General features: G+C 54.0%; 19 protein-coding genes. 7 read left to right on the top strand and 12 right to left on the bottom strand.

Annotated elements, in window-relative coordinates:
* Positions 1 to 6: 6 nt before the first annotated feature.
* From K1558_RS15715 to cysT, 5 genes are all read right to left on the bottom strand, one after another.
* Positions 7 to 789 (bottom strand): MBL fold metallo-hydrolase, encoded by a 783-nt coding sequence (locus tag K1558_RS15715; protein WP_238652541.1) that lies wholly within the window; start codon positions 787 to 789, stop codon positions 7 to 9.
* 263 nt (positions 790 to 1052) lie between these two features.
* Positions 1053 to 2120 carry a sulfate ABC transporter substrate-binding protein gene (locus K1558_RS15710; RefSeq protein WP_238652540.1) on the bottom strand — a complete coding sequence of 356 codons (1068 nt, stop codon included), beginning with the start codon at positions 2118 to 2120 and terminating at the stop codon, positions 1053 to 1055.
* A 27-nt stretch (positions 2121 to 2147) separates the two neighbouring features.
* On the bottom strand, positions 2148 to 3212 hold the full coding sequence (locus K1558_RS15705) for a sulfate/molybdate ABC transporter ATP-binding protein (protein ID WP_238652539.1): 1065 nt from the start codon (positions 3210 to 3212) through the stop codon (positions 2148 to 2150).
* A 2-nt stretch (positions 3213 to 3214) separates the two neighbouring features.
* A complete protein-coding gene (locus K1558_RS15700) occupies positions 3215 to 4012 on the bottom strand; it encodes a sulfate ABC transporter permease subunit (protein WP_238652538.1) in 798 nt (265 codons plus the stop codon).
* Positions 4009 to 4824 (bottom strand): sulfate ABC transporter permease subunit CysT, encoded by an 816-nt coding sequence (gene cysT, locus K1558_RS15695; RefSeq protein WP_238652537.1) that lies wholly within the window; start codon positions 4822 to 4824, stop codon positions 4009 to 4011. The genes K1558_RS15700 and cysT overlap by 4 nt, the downstream gene beginning before the upstream one ends.
* A gap of 193 nt (positions 4825 to 5017) precedes the next feature.
* Between cysT and K1558_RS15690 the strand changes: the two genes are divergently transcribed.
* Complete coding sequence (locus K1558_RS15690; RefSeq protein ID WP_238652575.1) at positions 5018 to 5419, top strand: secondary thiamine-phosphate synthase enzyme YjbQ; 402 nt, start codon at positions 5018 to 5020, stop codon at positions 5417 to 5419.
* Positions 5420 to 5564: 145 nt separating this feature from the next.
* Here the strand turns inward: K1558_RS15690 and K1558_RS15685 are convergent, their stop codons facing one another.
* The 3 genes from K1558_RS15685 to K1558_RS15675 form a co-directional block, all read right to left on the bottom strand.
* Positions 5565 to 6146 carry a TetR/AcrR family transcriptional regulator gene (locus K1558_RS15685; RefSeq protein ID WP_238652536.1) on the bottom strand — a complete coding sequence of 194 codons (582 nt, stop codon included), beginning with the start codon at positions 6144 to 6146 and terminating at the stop codon, positions 5565 to 5567.
* A 3-nt stretch (positions 6147 to 6149) separates the two neighbouring features.
* Entirely contained in the window at positions 6150 to 6782 is a 633-nt protein-coding gene (locus K1558_RS15680) for a YigZ family protein (protein WP_238652535.1), read from the bottom strand.
* A 144-nt stretch (positions 6783 to 6926) separates the two neighbouring features.
* Positions 6927 to 8282: a glucose-6-phosphate isomerase gene (locus tag K1558_RS15675; RefSeq protein ID WP_238652534.1), complete on the bottom strand. Its 1356-nt coding sequence runs from the start codon at positions 8280 to 8282 to the stop codon at positions 6927 to 6929.
* Positions 8283 to 8556: 274 nt separating this feature from the next.
* On the opposite strand from K1558_RS15675, the gene K1558_RS15670 reads away from it, so the two are divergent.
* From K1558_RS15670 to K1558_RS15650, 5 genes are all read left to right on the top strand, one after another.
* Positions 8557 to 9450 (top strand): NAD(P)-dependent oxidoreductase, encoded by an 894-nt coding sequence (locus K1558_RS15670; RefSeq protein ID WP_238652533.1) that lies wholly within the window; start codon positions 8557 to 8559, stop codon positions 9448 to 9450.
* A gap of 74 nt (positions 9451 to 9524) precedes the next feature.
* Positions 9525 to 10001 (top strand): GNAT family N-acetyltransferase, encoded by a 477-nt coding sequence (locus tag K1558_RS15665; protein ID WP_238652532.1) that lies wholly within the window; start codon positions 9525 to 9527, stop codon positions 9999 to 10001.
* A gap of 405 nt (positions 10002 to 10406) precedes the next feature.
* Complete coding sequence (locus K1558_RS15660) at positions 10407 to 11222, top strand: ABC transporter ATP-binding protein (RefSeq protein WP_238652531.1); 816 nt, start codon at positions 10407 to 10409, stop codon at positions 11220 to 11222.
* A 27-nt stretch (positions 11223 to 11249) separates the two neighbouring features.
* On the top strand, positions 11250 to 12080 hold the full coding sequence (locus tag K1558_RS15655) for an ABC transporter permease (protein ID WP_238652530.1): 831 nt from the start codon (positions 11250 to 11252) through the stop codon (positions 12078 to 12080).
* Positions 12081 to 12089: 9 nt separating this feature from the next.
* Complete coding sequence (locus tag K1558_RS15650) at positions 12090 to 12881, top strand: ABC transporter permease (RefSeq protein ID WP_238652529.1); 792 nt, start codon at positions 12090 to 12092, stop codon at positions 12879 to 12881.
* Positions 12882 to 12950: 69 nt separating this feature from the next.
* Here K1558_RS15650 and ppnP read toward each other — a convergent pair whose 3' ends face one another.
* Together ppnP and tkt are read right to left on the bottom strand one after the other, a co-directional pair.
* Entirely contained in the window at positions 12951 to 13268 is a 318-nt protein-coding gene (gene ppnP / locus K1558_RS15645; RefSeq protein ID WP_238652528.1) for a pyrimidine/purine nucleoside phosphorylase, read from the bottom strand.
* A gap of 35 nt (positions 13269 to 13303) precedes the next feature.
* The gene (tkt, locus tag K1558_RS15640; RefSeq protein WP_238652527.1) at positions 13304 to 15352 is read right to left on the bottom strand and encodes a transketolase; all 2049 of its coding nucleotides are present in this window, start codon (positions 15350 to 15352) and stop codon (positions 13304 to 13306) included.
* A gap of 238 nt (positions 15353 to 15590) precedes the next feature.
* Between tkt and K1558_RS15635 the strand changes: the two genes are divergently transcribed.
* Entirely contained in the window at positions 15591 to 16232 is a 642-nt protein-coding gene (locus K1558_RS15635; protein WP_238652526.1) for a hypothetical protein, read from the top strand.
* A gap of 23 nt (positions 16233 to 16255) precedes the next feature.
* On the opposite strand, the gene K1558_RS15630 is transcribed toward K1558_RS15635, so the two are convergent.
* Positions 16256 to 19408 (bottom strand): hypothetical protein, encoded by a 3153-nt coding sequence (locus K1558_RS15630; RefSeq protein WP_238652525.1) that lies wholly within the window; start codon positions 19406 to 19408, stop codon positions 16256 to 16258.
* 745 nt (positions 19409 to 20153) lie between these two features.
* Complete coding sequence (locus K1558_RS15625) at positions 20154 to 21812, bottom strand: hypothetical protein (protein ID WP_238652524.1); 1659 nt, start codon at positions 21810 to 21812, stop codon at positions 20154 to 20156.
* Between the last annotated feature and the right edge of the window lie 202 nt (positions 21813 to 22014).

Raw genomic sequence — 22014 nt, 5'->3', positions numbered from 1 at the left:
CCCTGTTCAGATCCCCTCCCGGCACAGCGGAACCCTCATTCCGGTAACGGCAAGCGTAACCTTCTCCGGCAGAATATAATCCTTCGCCAGATTCACATCATGTGACATATGCGTGTATATCGCCCGGTGCGGCTGGACGGTCTCCAGCACGTCAGCGGCTTCGGTCATATCGTACACAGAGCGGGTCGATAGCTCAGCGGCTTCATAATAAAAGCTGGTTCCCAGCACCAGCAGGTCCGCCCCGTGCATCGGCGCAAGCTCCTCCGTTGTCAGCGAAATTGAGTCCGGGCAGTACACCCAGACATAGTCCTCCTTCTCCAGCCGGTAGGCATAAGAATAGCCGTTCTTGCCATGGTTCACCCGCCAGGTTGTAATCTGCCAGCCGTCCAGTGTAATCCCGTCATCGCAGGGGTTCATGTCGATATGCCCGGTGAGCCACGGGTATTGGCGCTGAATGACGGGGATGACCTCCGCCGGCGCGTACAACTCGCCCCGGAAGCCCATCCAGCGGCAGCTGTCGGCCCATTCCGGCAGCCCGCCGATATGGTCGAAGTGGGCGTGGGTCACCAGCAGCTTCTGCATCTTGCGCAGCCCCAGCAGCTCCATCTGCCGCCGCCAGTCCGGCCCGCAGTCAACCGCCAGGAAGCCGCTGCCGTTACCTATAAGCACTGAGGAACGAAGGCGGTTATTGCGACCCGTGGTTCTTGCTTCCGTACAGGTCTCGCAGTCACAGTACACCCGGGGTACCCCCATGGCATCCCCTGTCCCCAGAAACACTAATGTATCCATAAGCCTGCCCTCCAAGTATCGTCTTTTTAAAATACAAGAATTTATATGTTCCACACGATAACTTATCCTTATATTTCTCGCTGAAACGGTCCCGTCCTTAAAAAGAACGGCATAGCCGTTTCCACTTGGCCAGAATCGTTCAACCCGTATATTATAGTACAGCAGCCGCGCCATTGCATCCTAAGCCCGCGCACAAATAAAGAGCCGCCCTTCAGCCCCACCGGCCGCAGAACAGCTCCCATTTCCATAGTATAGTGAACCCGTCAGATTCCGGCCAGCACCTGATACCAGATGCCGCGCTTCGAGTAGAGTGTCGTACGGACCTCCTCCCAGCCGCCGAGGTAGCTGATATCGAACAATCCTGCAGGCACCGGATACCGGTCCTGATGCTCTGCATAGACCTGCTGGTTCACCGGACGGAAGCCGAATTTGGCGAAAATCTCCTGCGCCTCAGGTGTCGTCAGATAATCCACCAGCGCCTCAGCCGCCTCCCGGGTGCCGTGCTCATCCGCATATTTGTCCACCACCGCCGCCGGGTTCTCGATCAGAATCGTATCCCGGGGAAGGATCACCTCGTATTTCACGCCTTGGGCAATCCGCGCCAGCAGCTCGTTCTCATACGTCACGATGACATCGCCAACCCCGTACTCGAAGGCGGCCATGGAGGCCCGCCCGCTTTTGTCCAGCGATTCGATGTTGGCATGGATGCTCTCCAGAAAAGCCTTCGCCGCCGCAGGGTCCTTCGTCCCCTCCTGCTCCTCGGACCGCTTCAGACCGGCCCCGTAGATGGCATTGATGTCCCACTGGGCTCCGCCGGAGGTCTTCGGATTGGGATAGAGCACCTTCACGCCCGGCTTCGCCAGATCCGCGAAATCATGTATCCCCTTCGGATTGCCCTCACGGGTGCCCAGCGCCACCACCGACCGTGTGACCATTCCGGCTTCACCATGCTGCTTCCAGTCCTTGCTGACCAGCCCGGCCTTAACCAGCTTCTCCACATCGCCCTCCATCGCCAGCAGAGTGACATCAGCCTCGAAGCCGCCCGCAATGGCCCGCGCCTGGGTGCCGGAGGCCTCATAGGACTGCTGGAAGACGAGCGTCTGACCGGTCTCGGCCCGCCATTGCTCCGCGAACATCGGCAGAATCTCGCCCATGGCATCCTTGGCTACGCTGTAAGCACCGATGACCAGGGTCAGATCCCCCTTCTGCGCTGCCGGAGTGTCAGAGCCTGCCGGACCCTTCCCGCAGCCGGCAGCGGTCAGCGTGAACACCGTCAGCATCAGGACGGCCAGCCATGTGTGCAGTTGTCTGCTCCCTCTGATAAGCCTCATACCCGTGACACATCCTACCTGTTATTTTTAGATAAATACCGGCATCGGGTCTTCCTTCAGCCCGTTCTCCTGAATCCAGCTCCGCTCCTCATTGAACAGGTAAGCACGGTGCACCAGCACAGAGATTTCCTGCCCAGGCGTCAGTGTCTCCTTCTCCAGTGAACGGTAGGTGACCAGTTTATGCCCGTTCACTTCCACCTCTACCAGCCATTCGCTGCCGCGGAAATGCAGATGCTTCACGACACCCTGCTCCGTCGCCGAAGCCATTTTGAATTCATGCAGCTGGCCCACCTCGATATACTCGGGCCGGATCAGCGCTTTCGTCGGCTTGCCGCCGCCTGCTCCCTTGAAGCCCTTTAGCTCGGAGGCACTCTCAATCAGCGTCGATTCCCCGATGAAGGTCGCCACGAACGGCGTCTTCGGCTCCTTGTAGATATCCCATGGTGTCCCCTTCTGCTCCAGACGGCCTTGATTGATTATCATGATCTCATCCGCCACTTCAATCGCCTCATCCTGGTCATGGGTGACGAAGATCGAGGTGATCCCGACACGCTCAATCAGCTCCCGCAGCCACGAGCGCAGCTCCTGGCGGATCTTCGCATCGATCGCCGCGAACGGCTCATCCAGCAGCAGCAGCTGCGGCTCCGGTGCAAGCGCCCGGGCGAAGGCCACCCGCTGACGCTGTCCGCCGGAGAGCTGGTGCGGATACCGCTTCTCGAAGCCCTTCAGCCCGGTCAGCTCCACCAGCTCGGCGACGCGGTCACGGATGAACGCCTTGTTCGCCTTCTTCACCTTCAGCCCGAAGGCGATGTTCTCGAACACCGTCATATGCTTGAACAGCGCATAGTTCTGGAAGACGAAGCCGATCCCGCGCTCCTGCGGCGGAAGATGGTTCACCGCCTGGCCATGGAAAATAATCTCCCCGCTGTCCGGCGTCTCCAGGCCCGCCAGCATGCGCAGAATGGAGGTTTTGCCGCCGCCGCTTGGGCCAAGCAGCCCGATTAGATGGCCTTTGGTAATTCCGAAATGAACGTCCTTCACGGCATGGAAATCGCCAAAATGCTTATCGAGTCCCCGGACCTCTACATGCATAATCAGTGTCCTCCCTTTCTTCTCTTGCTCCATTCCATAAGCAGCAGCAATCCTGCGGAGAATGCGGCCAGCACCAGCGCTATACCGCCCGCAGCCGTAACATTGAAATTCTCGACATCCTGATACACCAGTGTGGTTGCCGTCTGCGTCCGGTTCATAATGTTGCCGGATACGACGAGCACCGCACCGAATTCCCCCAGCGAGCGGGCTACAGTCAGAATGACACCGTAGATGACAGCCCAGCGGATAGACGGCCAGGTGACCTTCCAGAAGATGGTCCAGCCATACGCACCGAGCGTGGACGCTGCTTCTTCCTGCTGGGAGCCGATCTCCTGCAGCACCGGCATCACCTCGCGCACCATCAGCGGGAAAGTCACGAACAGGGTGGCAATGACCATTCCCGGCAGCGCATAGACGATTTTGAAGCCAATCTGTTCAAACAATCCCCCGAGCGCACTATCCGGCCCGAGCAGCAGCACAATCATCAGGCCGCCGATGACCGGCGACACCGCATAAGGCAGATCCACAATACTGTTCAAGAGTCCTCTCAGACGCCGCCCCAGCCAGCTCGCCCGCACCAGATACAAGGCCATCATAATGCCGAACAGCGTGTTCAGCAGCGTCACCACGACCACCACAAGTCCGGTCATCATCAGCGCATGCAGCGCTTCAGGCCGGGTCAGCGCATTCCAGAAGCCGCTCCAGCCCTGGCTGAAGGCGCCTGTAATCATTTTGCCTAAGGGGGCGGCAATCAGCAGGATAAAGACAAGATAGGTCAGTCCGATCCATAGTCTTCTCATGTTCTTCTCCCCCGCATCTGCACCAGGCTGATCAGCCAGAGAATCGCGAAGGATAAGGTCAGCAGAAGGATCGACACCGCTGCGGCCCCCACCGGATTGTCGCTCTCCACCTCTCCGAAGATGAACACTGACGACACCAGCGTACGTCCCGGAATATTGCCCGCCACGAGCACCACTGCACCGAATTCGGCCAGCGCCCGCGAGAAGGCCAGCATCCCGCCGCTAATCATACCAGGCAGCATCGAAGGTAGGATGACCTGCAGGAACACCCGGACAGGCCGCGCGCCCATCGTATACGCCGCCTCTTCCTCGGAAGCATCCAGCTCCTCCAGCAGCGGCTGCACCGCACGGATGACGAAGGGGAACGTGACGAACACCATCGCGATCACAATCGCCGGCTGGTGGAACACAATCTCGAAGCCCAGCGACTCCGCCAGACCGCCAATCAGGCTTCCCGGGCCCAGCAGCAGCAGAATCATGAGTCCTCCAACCGCAGTCGGCAGTGCGAACGGGAGATCCACCAGACTGTTCAGCAGCGCCCGGCCGGGGAACTTGTAGCGGATAAGCACCCAGGCAGTCATTGTTCCGAGCACCACGTTAATAAGAGCAGCAATGACAGCCAGCTTGAGCGTTAACAGGACCGACTTCCAGGCAATCGGATCAAGTATGCTCTCAGTGAAGCTTGTAAAGCCCAGCGAGAATGAATTGTAATAGACCCCGAGTATGGGTAATACTATCAGCATTACGAAGTACAGCAGAACAGTTGTACGGAATCCCCAAGTCCAGCCCTTGTGCCTGATCAGTGAATTCAATGGATAAGCCCCCCACCTCCGGATATCCGGTCGGCATACTCGCCTTTAAGGTTTAATTATTCCTATTAATATACTTGGTTTTAGGTTATCACTACTTTACCAAAGACTGCCTGATCCCGTCAATTACTTTTATAGCAGATTGGGTTAAAGTATAGGTAACATCACTTTGGTCTATTAAGGAGAGGAATTCATGATGCTGCATACGATGGAGATTACCACCAGCAAACGGGACGAATTACGCGATATTACGCGGGAAGTGCAGGCCTACGTGAAGAAAAGCGGAGTTCAGAGCGGTACAATTACCGTCTACTGTCCGCACACGACTGCCGGAATCACGATCAACGAGAATGCCGATCATGATGTGAAGCACGATGTGATCATGCGGCTTGATGAGGTATATCCGTGGGAGCATCCCAAATACCGCCATGCTGAAGGCAATACCGCCAGCCACCTGAAGTCAATCACAGCCGGTCCCTCGCAGACCCTCATCATCCATGAAGGTGCGCTCCTGCTGGGCCGCTGGCAGGGGATCTATTTCTGTGAATTCGACGGACCCAGACACCGCCAGTATTATCTCAAGATCGTTGAAGGGTAACAAACCATGAAATATAAGAAGAGCAGCTCCGGCGTTATAGGCGGGGCTGCTCTCTATATTATTGATAGCTTCTATAACACTTTCACCAGGCAATGTTATACCAATGCAACGCTCTAAAGTGCAAAGCAATAAAAAAAGCGGCTTCCTACAAGCTGCGGCTTAATACCTTAACATGGGTAATCGCCGCTTGCTTCACGTCCTCAAACTGAACCTTATCCTGAATATAATAAGAAATAAAGCCGTGAGCGGACAGGAACAAGGTCAGCGGCACACTCTGCCAATCCTCGGACACATATCCCTCCTCCTTCATATGACGGCGGACAATGCTTGCAAATAACTCGAAACATCGGCCCTGCTCTGCCCGGCAATACGCCAGCAGCTCTTCGTCGCGGATCATGAACATGATCTCATACTGATACGGATGGTCCAGCCCGAAGCGGATGAACTCCATCATCAGCTGCTCTACCCGGGTCATGCCCTCCACTGGCGGAGCTTCCATAGCTTCATTCAACAGGGAGGCCACATAATTGAAATCCTCGACAACGATTGCGTAGAATAATTCAGCCTTCTCTTTGAAATGGTAATATAGAGAGCCGTGGCTATACCCCAGGTGCTGGCCAATACTGCGCATCGAAATGGCACGGTACCCTTTGGTGATGAAAAGATGCCTCGCCGCCTCCAATATTCTCTCCCTCGACAACTCCTGTTCCACTGCTCTTCTTGCCATCGCTTATTCCCCTTCGCTGTAGTAAAGCCGCCGCCCTTCTGTAACCCGGGCTTGCGCCCCGGTAAGATCGGTGATCCATGCGGTAAATGCGTCAGCCTCATCATTGCGCGGAAGACATAACAGCGTAACTTTATCCGTGAATATAGTCTCGCCGGTCTGGATATTCCTGCCCCGCAGCGCGTTCTCCACCTTGCCCAGCCAGGTGTACTCGATTTCCACGAATACCTCCCGTCTCAGCACCCGGGTGATCACTTCTCCGGCCTCCAGCGCCAGAACAGCGCCGTCAGTATAAGCCCGGATCAATCCGCCTGCGCCCAGCATAATGCCTCCGAAATAACGGGTAACGACAATTGCGACATTCTTCACCTGTTGGCTGCGGATTACCTCCAAAATCGGTTTCCCGGCTGTTCCTCCCGGTTCCCCGTCATCTGACTGTCTCTGAATCTCATCCCTCTCACCAATCATATAAGCAGAACAGTTATGGGTAGCATTCCAGTGCTGCTTCTTGATGGTATCGATAAACTGCAGGGCTTCCTCTTCGTTCTCCACCGGCATGACATGCCCGATGAAGCGTGATTTACGGATAACAACCTCCCGCGAGCCGGGAGCGCGCACCGTCCGGTATTGTTCCAGCATCTGTTGTCCATTCCTTAATATGCATGTAATGACTTGATATATATCTAGGAGCAGCCCCCGGTAAAAGCTACCTATGGACTGCTCCTGATGACGAACGTTAGGTTAAATAACCGGCCTCTTGGCGTGAACTATCCGGTGACAATACTACTCTGTCAGTCTGGCTTCCAGCTCAGCCTTTTCTTTCTCATAGCCCGGCTTGCCGAGCAGTGCGAACATATTCTTCTTGTAGGCTTCAACGCCCGGCTGGTCGAACGGATTCACACCCAGCAGGTATCCGCTGATGCCGCAGGCTTTCTCGAAGAAGTATACCAGATAGCCGAAGGTATAAGGAGTCTGGTCCGGAATCGTCACGATCAGGTTCGGCACCTGTCCGTCCGTGTGCGCCAGCATTGTACCCTGGAACGCCTTCTTGTTAACGAAATCCATAGTCTGTCCGGTCAGGAAGTTGAGGCCATCCAGATCATCCGGATCATTCTCAATGGTTACATGGTGCTGTACGTTCTCAACCTGGATCACCGTCTCGAAGATATTGCGGTTCCCCTCTTGAATGAACTGACCCATAGAGTGCAGGTCTGTCGAGAAGTCAACGGAGGAAGGATAGATTCCCTTGAAGTCCTTGCCTTCGCTCTCGCCGTAGAGCTGCTTCCACCATTCGGAGACAAAGTGCAGGGAAGGCTCATAGTTCACGAGAATCTCTGTAGTCTTGCCTTTGCGGTAGAGGGCGTTGCGCACTGCAGCATATTGGTAGCTCTCATTGGTCGCTACATCAGGGTTGTTGAAGTCATCGGCTGCGGCAGCCGCTCCCTGCATCATTTCTTCAATATTAATTCCGGCAACTGCGATCGGCAGGAGACCTACCGGTGTCAGTACGGAATAACGTCCGCCTACATCATCAGGGATAATGAACGACTCATAGCCTTCTTCATTCGCCAGCTTCTTGAGTGCACCCTTCTCCTTGTCTGTAGTTGCGTAGATACGCTTGCGCGCTTCTTCCTTGCCGTATTTCTTCTCCAGCGCTGCGCGGAAGATACGGAAGGCAATCGCCGGTTCAGTCGTCGTGCCCGATTTGGAGATGACGTTCACGGAGAAGTCCTTGCCTTCTACCAGATCAAGCAGATGCGTGATGTAGGTCGAGCTGATGTTGTTCCCGGCAAAATAAACCTCAGGCGTCTTGCGCTTGTCCTTGGACAGGTTGTTGTAGAAGGAGTGGGACAGCGCTTCAATCGCTGCGCGCGCTCCCAGGTAGGAGCCGCCGATGCCGATCACGATCAGCACTTCGGAATCGTTCTGAATCTTCTTGGCCGCCTGCTGGATGCGGGCGAATTCTTCCTTGTCATACGCCGTCGGGAGATCAATCCAGCCCAGGTAATCGGAGCCGGCTCCGCTCTTGTTATGCAGCTGTTCGTGAGCCAGCTTCACCGGAGCGGCGAAGTAATCAATCTCGGTCTGGCTGAAGAAGGAAAGGGCTTTGGTGTAGTCAAACTTAATCTTCTTGGACATCGGTAATGGTAGCCTCCTGTGTTTCTCTTTAGATTTGACACCGTTTGATGCAACATTATACTCTAGGATACTTTAATTTCCCTTGACTGGCAAGGTCTTAGGGCACATCCCCGCCTGAAGCTCATGTTAATATTTATTACATGGAAACGGTTGCCCGATATGCCCTGCAGTTGTTCCTCCCTGAGCTGTGGAAGCAGCTTGAACCATCTGATAGAATGAAAGACAAACTTAGTTCCTATAGCATGATTCCAAAGAGCAAAGGTGGACGAATGAAATGAAGCAAATCGGCTTTATCGGACTCGGAACAATGGGCGCGCCTATGGCCTCGAACCTGCTGCGCAGCGGCTTTGACGTCACAGTGTACAACCGTACAGCAGACAAGTGCAGACCGCTGGAAGAGGAGGGCGCGAAGACCGCCGCTACTCCGCAGGCGGCTGCAGCAGGCAAGGATGTTATTATTACCATGATCAGCAATGACGATTCGATCCGTGAGGTGTTCTACGGCGATAACGGCATTCTCGCGTCCCTTCAGCCGGGTACAACCGTCATCGACTCCAGCACCATCTCCCCAGGCCTGGCCAAGGAGCTGGCCGCCGCTATCGAAGCGCAGGGCGGTCATTTCCTCGATGCGCCGGTTACCGGCAGCAAGCCGGCGGCGATTGACGGCACCCTGGTCTTCATGGTCGGCGGGCATGCTGAGGTGATTGAGCAGCACCGTGACCTCTTCGATTGCATGGGCAGACTGCTGCTGCATATGGGCGGCAACGGCAGCGGCGCGGTAGCCAAGCTGGCCCATAATGCCATGGTCGGTATTCATAACGCCGCGCTCGCAGAAGGCTTCTCCATCGCTGTGAAGTCCGGCGTTCCCGCTGACAAATTCCTTGAGCTGGTGAAGAACGGATCAGCCGGCAGCAAGCAGGCCGAGCTGAAGGGCCAGAAGATTATCGACGGTGACTTCAGCAACCAGTTCTCGCTTGCCTTGATGCTCAAGGATCTGAAGCTGGCCTCCTCGCTCAGCGATGCCACCGGCGTCCCTGCGCCTATGCTGGGCGTAGCCAAGAGCCTGTTCCAGGCCGGCTTCAACCACGGCTACGGCGACGAGGATCTGTCCTCTGTGGTGAAGACCTACGAGGATTGGATCGGGAAGAAGATCGGTGAAGGTAACTAATGTAACGGCAGCATTCCCGGGATCTGCTTACACTGGTGTTGTACACACACCATTGTAAGCAGGGAGGACATATTATGCTGAGCTTTGAAATCGCCAGCCCCCAGGATGCAGACATATTAGCAGAGGTACAGAAAAGAACGTTCGATGATGACGCCCGCCGCTATCAGAATAAAGAGGAGGACGGCCCTCCGGGTTATGATTCGGTGTCCTGGCAGGTGGAGCAAATGCAGCAAAGTCACTATTACAAGCTCCTGGATGACGGGAAGATTATCGGGGGCATGATCATTTTCCCGTCGCCTACGCAAGAGGAATGTCATCTGGGCCGGATTTTTATCGACCCGCTCTATCAGAATCAGGGCTTCGGGCATGAAGCTATGCATTTCTTATTGGCTAAATATCCTGCGGCTAAGCGCTGGACGCTGGATACCCCTTCGTGGGCCGTCCGCAATCATCACTTCTACGAGAAGCACGGCTTCGTCCGTACCGGAGAGATCTATGATGCGGAGAGCAGCCAGAGCATCTGGGAGTATGAGCGGACACTTCCAGATTAACCGAGTGTAGCATGGATATCCTTTATTCCATTGTGTTCGGTTTTTCGCATACCTTCTGCCCGCATCCACAGAAAAGGTGTCCTGGAGCTTCAGGACACCTTTTTTGCATTCATACGCATGGCCGTCTGATTAGGCTGAGAACGCAAAAATACCGGTGATTTCATCACCGGTACGGGAAGTTTATTTTATGGTACATATACAAAAAAACATAACTTTTCCTTGCGTTAACTATAAAATTAATATAGCACAGAAATGTCAACATAACAAGCATTTTTATGGAAAACGAAGAAAATAAATGATTCTCCCCCTGTCAGCCTGGCAGCAAGGATCAAGAAAGTCCCCGGCGCTGCTGTCCCCCTTGCCTCCCCTGATGATATGATCTTCTGCACGAAGGAGGCGAATGACATGCAAATCAAACTGAGAGAGATCCGCAAAAGCTTCAAGGTGTACAAACGGCCTGAAGGAAAATGGGGTCTGCTGAGAGGCGCTTTTATGCGGAATGTTACCCGGGTGGACGCGCTCGGCGGGATCAGCTTTGACATTGAAGAGGGTGAACTGGTAGGTTACATTGGTCCGAACGGTGCCGGCAAATCGACCTCCGTCAAGGTGATGAGCGGCATCCTGACACCAGACAGCGGAGAATGTACCATCCTGGGCAAGGTTCCGTGGAAGCACCGCGTAGAGCATGTATCCCGGATCGGCGTTGTTTTTGGCCAGCGCTCACAGCTGTGGTGGGATGTTCCGGTGGCTGACTCTTTTGACGTGCTGAAGGATATTTATGCCATTCCCCCGGGTGACTACAGATTAAGATTATCCGAGTTAACGGCAACGCTTGGTGTGGAAGCGCTTTTAAGGACGCCGGTGAGACAGCTCTCGCTCGGGCAGCGGATGCGCTGTGAGCTGGTGGCGGCGCTGCTGCACCGGCCGAAGCTTCTCTTTCTGGATGAGCCCACCATCGGACTTGATGCGGTATCCAAGCTGGCGCTGCGCAATTTCCTGAAGGAAGAGAACCGTAAGCACGGGATTACGATGCTGCTGACCACCCATGATATGGACGATATTGAAGCATTATGCCAGCGGGTCATGGTCATCGGGCACGGCCAACTGCTCTATGACGGGCAGCTCTCAGGCCTGCAGCAGAAATATGCGCCGGAGGTCATCATGAAAGTGAACACGGATGCGATGATTGCAGCTATGTATAATGACTTGGCTCTGGGTTAAGCCGATCAACCCATCAGGAGGTGCACAATGAACTTTAGAAACACATACCGGGCCTGCGGCTCCCTCTTCCGTATCCGCATGGCCGAAGGGCTTCAATACCGGGTGTCCGCTATATCAGGCACGATGGTCAGTGTATTCTGGGCGCTTATTGAATGTGTGCTGTTCACCGTGTTCTATACATACAGCGAGAACGGCTCATGGAACAACAACGGGCTTAGCCTTCAGCAGGCCATATCCTATGTCTGGCTGGCCCAGGGGTTATTTGTGCTTCAGAGTATGAGCATCGACGGCGAGATTATGGGCAAAATCAACAACGGCGACGTCGGTATCGAGCTATGCCGGCCCATGAACCTGTACACCCACTGGTTCGTCAAAAGCTCGGCCGGCAAGCTTGGCACCAGTTGGATGCGGGGAATGTCCACCGTACTCGCCGGTCTGCTGATGCCTGCCGGTTATGCTCTGGGCGGGCCGGCCTCCCTGCCGGCACTGTTTTGTTTTCTGCTGTCAGTGGTTATGGCGTTTGTGCTGTGCTCGGCCTTCGCCATGCTTGTGACCGCGATCCGCCTGAACATCACATGGGGTGACGGGCCAACCTATATGCTGCTGCTGGTGAGCGGGGTGTTGTCCGGCACCTATCTTCCCCTGAGGCTCTGGCCTGAATCCATGCAGACCTTCCTGTACCTGCAGCCGTTTGGCGGATTCGCCGACATCCCCCTGCAGCTCTATATAGGAAGCGTCGCTCCTGCCGCGGCACTTCCAGGTATAGGCATGCAGCTTCTCTGGAGCCTTATCTTCATCGCGGCGGGACGGATGATTATGAAACGCAGACTGCACAGCATTATCGTCCAGGGAGGGTGAGACTAGCGAATGCTCGCTGAAGGTAAAATCTATTGCAAATATATACGGATGCATCTGCTGTCCGGCATGGAGTATAAAGGCTGGTGGCTGATGCTGATTCAGGTGCTGACCGTAGTGGTCTCCGATCCCATAGCCACAGTCCTGTTATTCTCACGCTTCGGCAATGTCGGCGAATGGACCGTCGCTCATATCATTCTGGTCTACTCGCTGGCGGTGGCCTCCTTCGGACTCGCCGAGAGCTTATGCCGCGGCTTCGATTATTTCCCGTGGCATCTGCTGCGCTCCGGCGATTTCGACCGCCTGCTGCTCCGCCCGCGTTCCCTGTTCGTCCAGGTGGCCGCCTCCAGATTTCATCTGCACCGGCTGGTCCGGCCGGTTACCGGAATCTGTGCTGCGGGCTGGGCGCTGGGACAGCTCGGCGTCCCCCTGACGCCCGGCAGGCTCGGCATTCTGGGCATGGCGCTGGCCGGAGGCTGCCTGATGTACTGCGGAGTGTTTGTGCTGACCTCCGGTCTTGCTTTTTTCACCATCAAAGGGCTGGACTGGATCTTTCTGTTCACCAACGCCAGCTACCAGATCACCCGCTGCCCGGAGCCTTATATGCCCCGTGCCCTGAAATCTGTATTCAGCTTCGTGCTCCCGATGATGTTCATCAGCTTCTATCCGGCGGCCGCCGTCTGCGGCTGGGATTACCCCCGGTGGCTGGGCTTTCTCTCCCTTCCCGCCGGAGCGGGCTTCCTCGGGGTCTCCCTATTGATCTGGCGCATCGGCGTAAGGCATTATAAGAGCACCGGAAGCTGACTCCCGTTCACACAAATATCCCGTCAGCACAGGCTGACGGGATATTTGCATTGCGATAACCTTGCTATATTACAGCTTCGGGTAAGAACAGCAATAATCAGTTAAGGCGAAGACCTCCAGCGCAAACTTGGAGTTGCCGGGAACATGGAAGGTGTCGGCTCCATCAATATCCTTCCATACCTCAGTGCCGGGCAGCAGCACCTTGAGCTTACCGGAGAGAATTTCCATTGTCTCCGGGCCGTCTGTGCCGAATTCGTATACTCCAGGCAGCATAATACCCAGTGTCACCTTCGTGCCGTCCTCCAAAATAACGGTACGGCTGGTTACTTTTCCATCGTAATAGATGTTTGCTGCTTTTTGAACGGTTGCGTTGGTGAACTGACTCATTTGCTTATTCTCCCCTTTGTTCGTCGATCCGTCTATTATAGCAGCGCTTTAACGCGCTTGACTACATTTTCTACGGTGAAGCCATATTCTCTGATTACGGTGTCGCCAGGGGCGGATGCACCGAACGTAGTGATTCCGAGAATATCGCCCTGATCGCCGGTATAACGTTCCCAGCCGAAGGTCTGGGCCATTTCAATCGCCAGGCGGGCCTTCACCTCAGGCAGGATGACGGAATCGCGGTAAGCCTTGTCCTGCTTCTCGAACAGATCCCAGCTTGGCAAGCTGATAACACGAACATCGATACCTTCTTCAGCAAGTGCAGCCTGAGCCTTCACCGCGAGCTGAACTTCAGAGCCGGTAGCGATGATCTGAGCCTGCGGAGTACCATTCTTGGCATCGGAGATAACATAACCGCCGCGCTTGATGTTCTCGCGCACACCTTCCACGGTTCCGGCCAGGATCGGCAGATTCTGGCGGGTCAGCACCAGCGCTACCGGATTTGAGGTGTTCTCCATCGCATAAGCCCAGGCAGCCGAAGTCTCGTTAGCATCTGCCGGACGGATTACAGTAAGCCCTGGAATGATCCGCAGGGAAGCCAGCTGTTCAATCGGCTCATGGGTAGGACCGTCTTCACCAACTGCGATACTGTCGTGGGTCAGGACGTAAGTCACCGGAAGCTTCATGATCGAAGCCAGACGGACAGCCGGACGCAGGTAGTCGGTGAACACGAAGAATGTACCGCCGAATACCTTCAGACCGCTATGCAGGGCAATCCCGTTCATGGCAGCAGCCATACCGAATTCACGGACACCGAAATAAATATTGCGGCCGTCATAAGAATCAGGCGTGAACTGGGCCAGGCCGTTCAGGTGAGTCATGGTCGAGCTCTCCAGGTCAGCAGAACCCCCTACCAGCTGAGGAACACCGGCAGTCAGGCCGTTCAGCGCGTTACCGGAAGCTACACGGGTGGACACTGCTTTGTCTTCTGCTTTGTAGAATGGCAGATTAGCATCCCAGCCGGCAGGAAGCTCGCCGTTCAGTGCAGTTTCGAGCTGGGCAGCCAGCTCAGGGTAAGCTTGCTTGTAGACAGCGAATTTCTCATCCCAGGCTTTGTTGGCTGCGATCCCTTTAGCCTTCACTTCAGCGAAGCTGGCGCGGACTTCATCCGGCACATAGAAATCCTCTTCGTATACCCACTTGTAATATTCCTTCGTCAGCTTGGTTTCATCGGCACCCAGCGGGGAGCCGTGAGTACCGCCGTGGCCGCCTTTCCCCTGCTTGTTCGGGCTGCCGTAGCCGATCACAGTCTTCACTTCGATCAGTGTCGGCTTGCTGCTGTCAGCTTGTGCTTCCTCCAGCGCCTTAGCCAGAGCAGGAAGATCATTACCGTCTTCAACACGCAGTACCTGCCAGCCATACGCTTCAAAACGCTTCGCTACATTCTCGGAGAACGCCAGATTCAGCTTGCCGTCCAGGGAGATATCGTTGGAATCGTACATTACAATCAGTTTGCCGAGCTTCAGGTGACCGGCCAGCGAAGCGGATTCCGAGGAGATCCCTTCCATCAAGTCGCCATCGCCGCAGATCGCGTACGTATAGTGGTCAATCACGTTATGTCCGTCTTTATTGTAAGTGGCACCCAGCTGAGCTTCAGCCATTGCCATCCCTACCGCCATTCCGATCCCCTGTCCCAGCGGACCCGTAGTCGCATCTACACCGGCAGTGTGGCCGAATTCCGGGTGTCCCGGTGTCAGGCTGCCCCATTGGCGGAATTGCTTCAATTCTTCCATCGGAAGATCATAGCCGCTCAGGTGCAGCAGGCTGTAGAGCAGCATCGAGCCGTGTCCGGCAGACAATACGAAGCGGTCACGGTTAATCCAGGTCGGATGGTCCGGGTTATGAGTCATTGTCTTGGCGAACAGCTGGTAACCCATTGGAGCAGAGCCCATCGGCATCCCCGGGTGTCCGGAGTTCGCTTTTTCAATGGCATCGATGGCAAGTGTGCGGATGGTTGTGATGGCCAGGTTGTCCACCGTGGAGTTTTCTTCTTTATGAATGGCTTGATCTTTTGCTTGTTCAGTCATTACAATAATCCTCCTCAAATCAAGAATGTCATTTTGACTATTATTGTATCACGGAAGTGGAAGCATTTCCAATTGTTTTTGCAGGAAGCCTTGGAAGACGCGAAACTTAGCCTTAAGTCTAGTTTTTATTTAAGACTAAAGTTTGTTTTACGAACCGGTTTTATACAGTAAGATGAGATTATCTCAACAAGCGGCAACCGGATGATCCCATAACTTCCAGCAGAGAGGACAATGGAAGATGACTGCAAACAAAGATATTTATATTGTGCTGACCGGGACAGGCACGGCCTTCAGCGGACTGATTAAGTGGTTCACCAAGGCGGAGCTGAATCATGCCTCCATCGCCTTTGACTGTGAACTGCGTGAGGTCTACAGCTTCGGACGCAAAAAAGTACACAACCCTTTTATCGCCGGCCTCATCCATGAGAACTTTATTCATCCCTTCTACCGCAGCGCAGACTGTGCGATCTATCAGCTTAGAGTAACTACGGAACAGTATGAGAAGATGTATAACCATGTTCAGGGCATGATGCAGAATCAGGAGCGCTACAAATATCACCTGCTCGGCCTGATCGGTGTACTGCTGAATATCCGGTTCGACCGGGAAAATGCCTTCTTCTGCTCCCATTTCGTCGCCTCTGTGCTGGAGGAAACAGCGGTGCAGCCGGTCGCCAAGCCCTCCTGCTTCGTCACCCCGGAGGATTTCGCTTCATCCCTGTGCGCCCACAAAATCTTCAGCGGCAAGCTTTCCTATTATATGCGCCGGAGTCATCGTGCAGCCGCCTTCAGCTCAGGTCTACATAACACTGCTTCTCCAGTGCCTGCGGCCATTGCCGCCAGAAGGCATCTGATGGAAGAGCGGGCTGAGGGAGTCGTGTGACCGGCTGCCCCCGCCCTTGAACTTTATTTTACACGGTGATTCTGATAATACTCGGACCAGTCTCCCGCAATCGTGACCGTAACGGTATCCGTCTTGGTGTGGTACGCATTCGTAGCAGTAAAAGTGAAGCTCACCGGCCCGTCCGCCAGGTGCTCGAAGGAAGGATCGGACAGCTCACCGGTCCACTGCGTCTTGTCGCTTCCGGTTGGGCTAAGCTGCGCCGTGTACCCTCCGGTCATCGTAACCTGGACAGTATCCGGTAACCCGGTCGCTTTTCCCTTAAGCACGAACTTCTCGCCAGCCCAATACACATGGTACCCCCGGGGAGTCTCCGGGTCCCCGCTCTGCTTCAGATTGTAGGCCTGGCGGCTCTGGTTCCACTCCTCCGTATGCTGCACCGCCCCTTTGATTGACAGCAGATTAACCATCATGAATTTCCTTGGAGACACATTACTCCAGTCAAATCCGTCATAAGCCTCCACTTCGACAACATACTTTACGTTCTCCACAAGCCTGCCCGCCGGAACTTGCCATTGATGATTGCCTGAGTATTGCTCCCCAGAGCCAATCACCTGACCATTGGTCGAGTCGATGATCCGAACCTTAAAGCGTTGCTGCTCATCCCCGTCCCCATCCTGATAATCCCATTTGATAACAGGCGTCAACGTGCTCACAATGGTCGGATTGGCGGACACACTACTTGCCGGGTAAGTGATGTTCACAACAGGAAGCCGGTTTACGACCGTAATGTTCTGAATAAGCTCCCGGTATAAGCCCAAGGAGTCGGTGACGACCTGCCGCAGTGCGAAGGTGCCGTTAGTATTGAACTGTTTGGTGAACTCGCTTTGCATGTTGAGGAGCGCCTCTGCCCCGCCCGCCGGCTTCAAGTAATACTGATGGCTGATATTGTCCCCTTTCGGGATATCCTCATCCGTTGCCGTGCTGGCGATGTTCAAAACGTCCGTCCGGTAGACGGGCTGTTTAGCGGCATCTTTTCCAGTGTCGGTGGTTATAGTGAATCCTGGCTTCGGCGGATTGTCGATGATGAACAGCTTTCCATTGGAAATGTCAGACCAGGAGCCTTTGGAATAAGCACGCCCCAGTACGGTGAAATACTCGAAGCGTTTGAAGGTCAGATTGGGCACTTGATACTGGCGGATTGATCCGCTGCTGTCTGCATTCTCTGCCGTTTGCTCCAATAGCCCTTCTTTGGTGAAAAATTCAAGCCTGTACTTTTCCTGAGGATCATTCTCCGGATCGGAGTAGGTCCACTGAATCAAAGGGTCCCCCTGCTTCTCGGCATCAAGGACCGTAGGGCTCGCGGCTGTACCCGGAGGAGAAGTGATCGTCATGGACGGGGCTTCGTTTTGGATTACATTAACTTTTAACGTGTCGATGTTGGACTTCGCGCCGATCTGGTCCACCGCCCAGTGTTCCAGAGTGTATACTCCCGGTTCCGGGAAGCTGATTTCAATGCCCGGCGTCTTATATAATTTGGTGGTGCTGTCGCTGTCCGTCACCTTCCAAAAGTATTGCAGACTGGTCATGTCCGATGGATCTTCATCATAGTCAGACGATGTGTACTGCTTCGTATCAAATTGATACACCGCCCCTGGCCCGTTAATAGCCGCCGTTGGGACATGGTTCAGGACCTTGAACGTCCGTGTAGCGTTGGAGGATAGCGATCCATCCGAAGCGGTAAGGCGCATTTCCCAGCCATCTGAGATGGCTTGCTGTGGTGAAATACCGCTGCGCGCAATCAGGTCCCGGATGGTCATCACCTGGTTGCGGTTGCTGCCGGCATAATAATACGGGCTGCTATTGATCCGGGCGTTCCAGGCATAGCTTAGCCAATCTCCGTCCTCATCCGGGTCCGGTGTCAGATTTTCCATCGTAATGACCGTATCCCGGTACACTTCCACCGGCATATTAAAGGCGGCTGCCGGCGGGTGATTCAAGACCTGCACCGTTTGGCTGTAAGGCTGTGACCATAACCCCCGGTTATCATGGACCTGAAGGGTTAATTGATACGTCCCTACGCCGTAGGCTGCGATGTTTGGAGGCACCGCCGCTCCGCCCCAGTGGCTCCACACCTGCTGCCAGCCATCCTTAACCACCGTCCAGCTGTACAAATCGAGCGGATCATTGTCAGGGTCGTAAGATTTGTCCGTGATAACGGTGGCCTTGCGGTACGATACGATGTTTGGCTCTACGGTGAACAGAGCTACCGGCGGCAGGTTCACGGCCGCACCCACTGTCTGCTGTGACCAATCACTCCAGACACCGACACCGTTCTCGCCATCGATGTCCCGCACTCTCAGCCGGATATCATACTGGTCACTTGTCGGCAGCTGCGCCGGCGGATATCCATCCGTCCAGACTTGCCCTTCCGACTTTTTATATTGCCATTGCCAATCCATGATCCCTTTATTGGAGGCGGTGACATGATCCAGATCGTAGGAGCTGTCGGTGATTTGCAGCCATCCGCCTGACAGCCTGGCACTGAACAGGGCAATCGGCTTGCGGTGTACATGGAAGGTCATCGAAGACAGGTTATTACGGCTCCATTTCCGGTACACATCGAACCGGTCGTCATCCTTGGGATTGTCGCGGCCTTGGAACGTAGCTACATAGGTGCCGCTATACGGGAATGAGCTGTAAGGCGTGTTGCGCCATAAACCGGAATCCCAAATAATGCCCATCGAATTATCAAAAAAGTACGGATCATGATCGAACCGGTACCGTTCTTCCCGCCTTGGGTCACCTTCAGAGTCAAAGAATTTCGTTCTGGTTTCCACCGGTGTATTGACCAGGACAAACGACTTGTTCCTCATCTGCTGTCTGACATTGATCGTAAGCGCGGCCTTCGCCGTCATTCCCGAGGGGTCAGATGCTGTGATGCTCACAGTGTAGGTTCCCGGCGGGATCGAGTCTTGCAGTACATCCAGCGGGATACTGAATGGTTTGGACAGCTTGGCTTGAGGCACAACCGTCTTCTTGTAAAAGACACCAGGAATCTCGGCGGTTACAGTAACGTCCTCGTTATCGGGATCGCTGACATATCCCTCGATATTGATTCCGCTGAGGCCAGGAGCATTAACAAGGGTAATTCCATTTGCTGTTCCTACCGATAGGCTAGGGGCATAATTGGGTATCAATTGAGCTACTCTAGTCATGTAAGGCGACCACCAATAGGTTTTTGTCCAAGCCAACACTCGAATGCGGAACATTTCTGGATTTTTATCTAGTCCTGGAGTATATTCACTTGGCTGATAATAGTTATATCCTTGTGCATATTCATTAGGAGGGGTGTTCGCCATTAAGTTCCGTATGTTGGACATATCTAAATCAAGAACTGCGGGCATGTAAAATCCCGGAGAGGCTACTGCATTGATGTGTAACTTTCCCCAATCTGCTGACCAGTTATAATACTGACCATAATAATCAGGTGTTCTAGGATCATTACAGCTCCAGTTATTATCATCACCATAAGCATTTCTGTTTAATTCATACTGGTACGCCTCTTTGGTATAAATGGAACTACACATTTCGATTTCCATGGGCTCAGTATATCCGCCACCGTCAGGTCTTCCCGTTGTATAGGTGACATGTAAGTTGGATCCTGGAACAATATCATAGGTCATTCGTTTGGTAGTTTTATTAAATTTAAGATTGGTCACCTTCAAAGCTGGGAAATCAATCACAACCCTATCTTGTTGATTGGCATGTCCCCCTCGCCCAGCTTCAAAAACAATATCCCGGTAATAAATGAAATTGTCCTCTGCCGCCTGCACTGTACTGGCCAGTCTTGTCACTTCGACAACTGGCTGCGGCAGTGCGGGAATGAGCAGCAAATAGGCCATAAGCAAAATGATACTTCTCTGAAAAAGGCGGATTCTCTTCATGTTCTGCGTGCCTCCCTTACAAATCCCAATCGACTTCTGGCGCGCGGTTATCGATCTCTACCGTCCGCTCCACCAACGCTTGTTTGATGGGATCGGTATATGAATCTGCAGAACGCCGGTCCGCCTCCGTCACGTAATCCTCAATGGTCGGTTGGCCAAACTCTTCAAAGACTGTCAACCGGATCTCATATCTCCCCACCTGGTTTAACTCCAGTTTAGGAGCAATCTCATTTTCATTACTGAAGATCTCCCATCTCTCATCGGTAAACCGCCCGTCATTGTTGGAGTCATACCGGTACTCCCAGATCCGCCGGTTCAGAACGTCCTTGTCTGTGGAGAAGGATCTGTCCATAATTTGCAGGATTGCTTTGTTCCCCTTCTCCGGGTCACGGTACATTTTTTGGGGAATGTCAAAATACACACTTGGCACTTCATCCGGTGCAATATCGAACGTAATCTCCCCATCTGCAGCGTAACCGGCTGTATTCTCTACATGAATGGTCGCTCTATATTTGCCAGGCTTCCGGAAAAGAACATCCTTGCTCTCCAGCTCGGCCAGGCTGCCGCTGTACTTGATATCCGCGTTAGTTCCGCCGCTGACCGCGCTGATCGTGACCTGAGTCTTGGACTTAATGATTGGGAACCGGTTCGGACTTGTACTGCTGTTGGTGAGCGTGGTTTTCCGGTTCTGCTTCAGCGACCCGCTGATCTCCAGGCTGGCAGATGGGGTAGGCTCAATGACCGTTACCTCGATGCTGGTGCTCCCGGTCAGCCCGTCATTATCGACAACGGTCAGCATTATAGGATACGTCTGTCCCACCTGCTCCCGGGTATACCATATATAGCCTCTGGCTGTATTCCCAATCTCCCCTTGCGCTCCAGGGGTTCCCCAGGCATAGTCGGTGATATATCCGTCCGGATCGGAGGAAGCTCCTCCGTAGACCATCATGTCTGAACCGGCTTTGACGTATTTGGGTGCGCTGATCCGGGCAATCGGTGGCTTGCCTTCCGGCTTGGTTGGCGTGCCCGGTATGGAGGGATAAGTGATGGGATTGGTGGTCTTGTACACCCCGGCCGAGAGGTCCATCTTCTGTTCCAGAGAGGTTATCGGGCCGGCCTTAGTAATGACCGGATTCTTGAACCGGATGATTACCGTCAGCGCGTAATCCTGTTTGAAGCTGTCACTGGTCACCCGGCTGGCCGGGATTTGGAAGTCAAAGCTTTTCGTTGCAGTGAGCATTTTGCCGTATTCTTTCTTCATGTCAGCCTTGGCTGACCCATCCTTTTCGCGGACATAAAACACCCATTCTTCGATGTTAGAGGAATTGGTGTAACCAAGCAGCTCGCCTTTGACGTTGATCTTCACATCGACCTTGCTGCCCTCCAGCTTAATCGGGTTCGGGCTTGGCTTCTCCAGTGTAGCCGTTCCGTTCAGTGTAGGTTGGTCGGGTGGAGCGTAGTCGAAGGTGACCGTACCGGCGTAGCTGTAGGATGTAAGTTTGGCTTCGGCAGTGAAGTAGTATGGGAGGGTAATATAGTAAAGCCACCCCTTTGCATGACCACCTTTTCCAAACCCTTCTGATACTTCCTCTGGTACTCTATACTTGGACGGCACGGTGTACGTTATTATAAATTTACCGTTTTTAATGCTGACTGCTCCCGGATCATCTTTCAATTTCCCCGGATTAAGGCGAATACTCGATTGAATCACGCTGCTATATGAAACCGGAGTTTGATCCAGCTTATACCAAGTTGCTGAACTAGGATTCTTGGGATCTGACTTTGTTGAAACCGTAGTTTTAGGCGGCACTTCAGATGGCATTCCGTAATCTTCCGCATTCTTGTTGGAGCTTTCGTTATACCCCTTATCCTCTTTA

The sequence above is a fragment of the Paenibacillus piscarius genome (assembly GCF_022234545.1).
GTDB lineage: Bacteria > Bacillota > Bacilli > Paenibacillales > Paenibacillaceae > Paenibacillus_AQ > Paenibacillus_AQ piscarius.
The sequence above is the reverse complement of the archived record's forward strand: the minus strand, read 5'-3'. Positions and strand labels throughout refer to the sequence as shown.

Excerpts from the sequence above, each read along its gene's own strand:
- K1558_RS15715 (WP_238652541.1), bottom strand. The coding sequence starts at position 789 with ATGGATACATTAGTGTTTCTGGGGACAGGGGATGCCATGGGGGTACCC.
- K1558_RS15710 (WP_238652540.1), bottom strand. The coding sequence starts at position 2,120 with ATGAGGCTTATCAGAGGGAGCAGACAACTGCACACATGGCTGGCCGTC.
- K1558_RS15705 (WP_238652539.1), bottom strand. The coding sequence starts at position 3,212 with ATGCATGTAGAGGTCCGGGGACTCGATAAGCATTTTGGCGATTTCCAT.
- K1558_RS15700 (WP_238652538.1), bottom strand. The coding sequence starts at position 4,012 with ATGAGAAGACTATGGATCGGACTGACCTATCTTGTCTTTATCCTGCTG.
- K1558_RS15690 (WP_238652575.1), top strand. The coding sequence starts at position 5,018 with ATGCTGCATACGATGGAGATTACCACCAGCAAACGGGACGAATTACGC.
- K1558_RS15685 (WP_238652536.1), bottom strand. The coding sequence starts at position 6,146 with ATGGCAAGAAGAGCAGTGGAACAGGAGTTGTCGAGGGAGAGAATATTG.
- K1558_RS15680 (WP_238652535.1), bottom strand. The coding sequence starts at position 6,782 with ATGCTGGAACAATACCGGACGGTGCGCGCTCCCGGCTCGCGGGAGGTT.
- K1558_RS15675 (WP_238652534.1), bottom strand. The coding sequence starts at position 8,282 with ATGTCCAAGAAGATTAAGTTTGACTACACCAAAGCCCTTTCCTTCTTC.
- K1558_RS15670 (WP_238652533.1), top strand. The coding sequence starts at position 8,557 with ATGAAGCAAATCGGCTTTATCGGACTCGGAACAATGGGCGCGCCTATG.
- K1558_RS15665 (WP_238652532.1), top strand. The coding sequence starts at position 9,525 with ATGCTGAGCTTTGAAATCGCCAGCCCCCAGGATGCAGACATATTAGCA.
- K1558_RS15660 (WP_238652531.1), top strand. The coding sequence starts at position 10,407 with ATGCAAATCAAACTGAGAGAGATCCGCAAAAGCTTCAAGGTGTACAAA.
- K1558_RS15655 (WP_238652530.1), top strand. The coding sequence starts at position 11,250 with ATGAACTTTAGAAACACATACCGGGCCTGCGGCTCCCTCTTCCGTATC.
- K1558_RS15650 (WP_238652529.1), top strand. The coding sequence starts at position 12,090 with ATGCTCGCTGAAGGTAAAATCTATTGCAAATATATACGGATGCATCTG.
- ppnP (WP_238652528.1), bottom strand. The coding sequence starts at position 13,268 with ATGAGTCAGTTCACCAACGCAACCGTTCAAAAAGCAGCAAACATCTAT.
- tkt (WP_238652527.1), bottom strand. The coding sequence starts at position 15,352 with ATGACTGAACAAGCAAAAGATCAAGCCATTCATAAAGAAGAAAACTCC.
- K1558_RS15635 (WP_238652526.1), top strand. The coding sequence starts at position 15,591 with ATGACTGCAAACAAAGATATTTATATTGTGCTGACCGGGACAGGCACG.
- K1558_RS15630 (WP_238652525.1), bottom strand. The coding sequence starts at position 19,408 with ATGACTAGAGTAGCTCAATTGATACCCAATTATGCCCCTAGCCTATCG.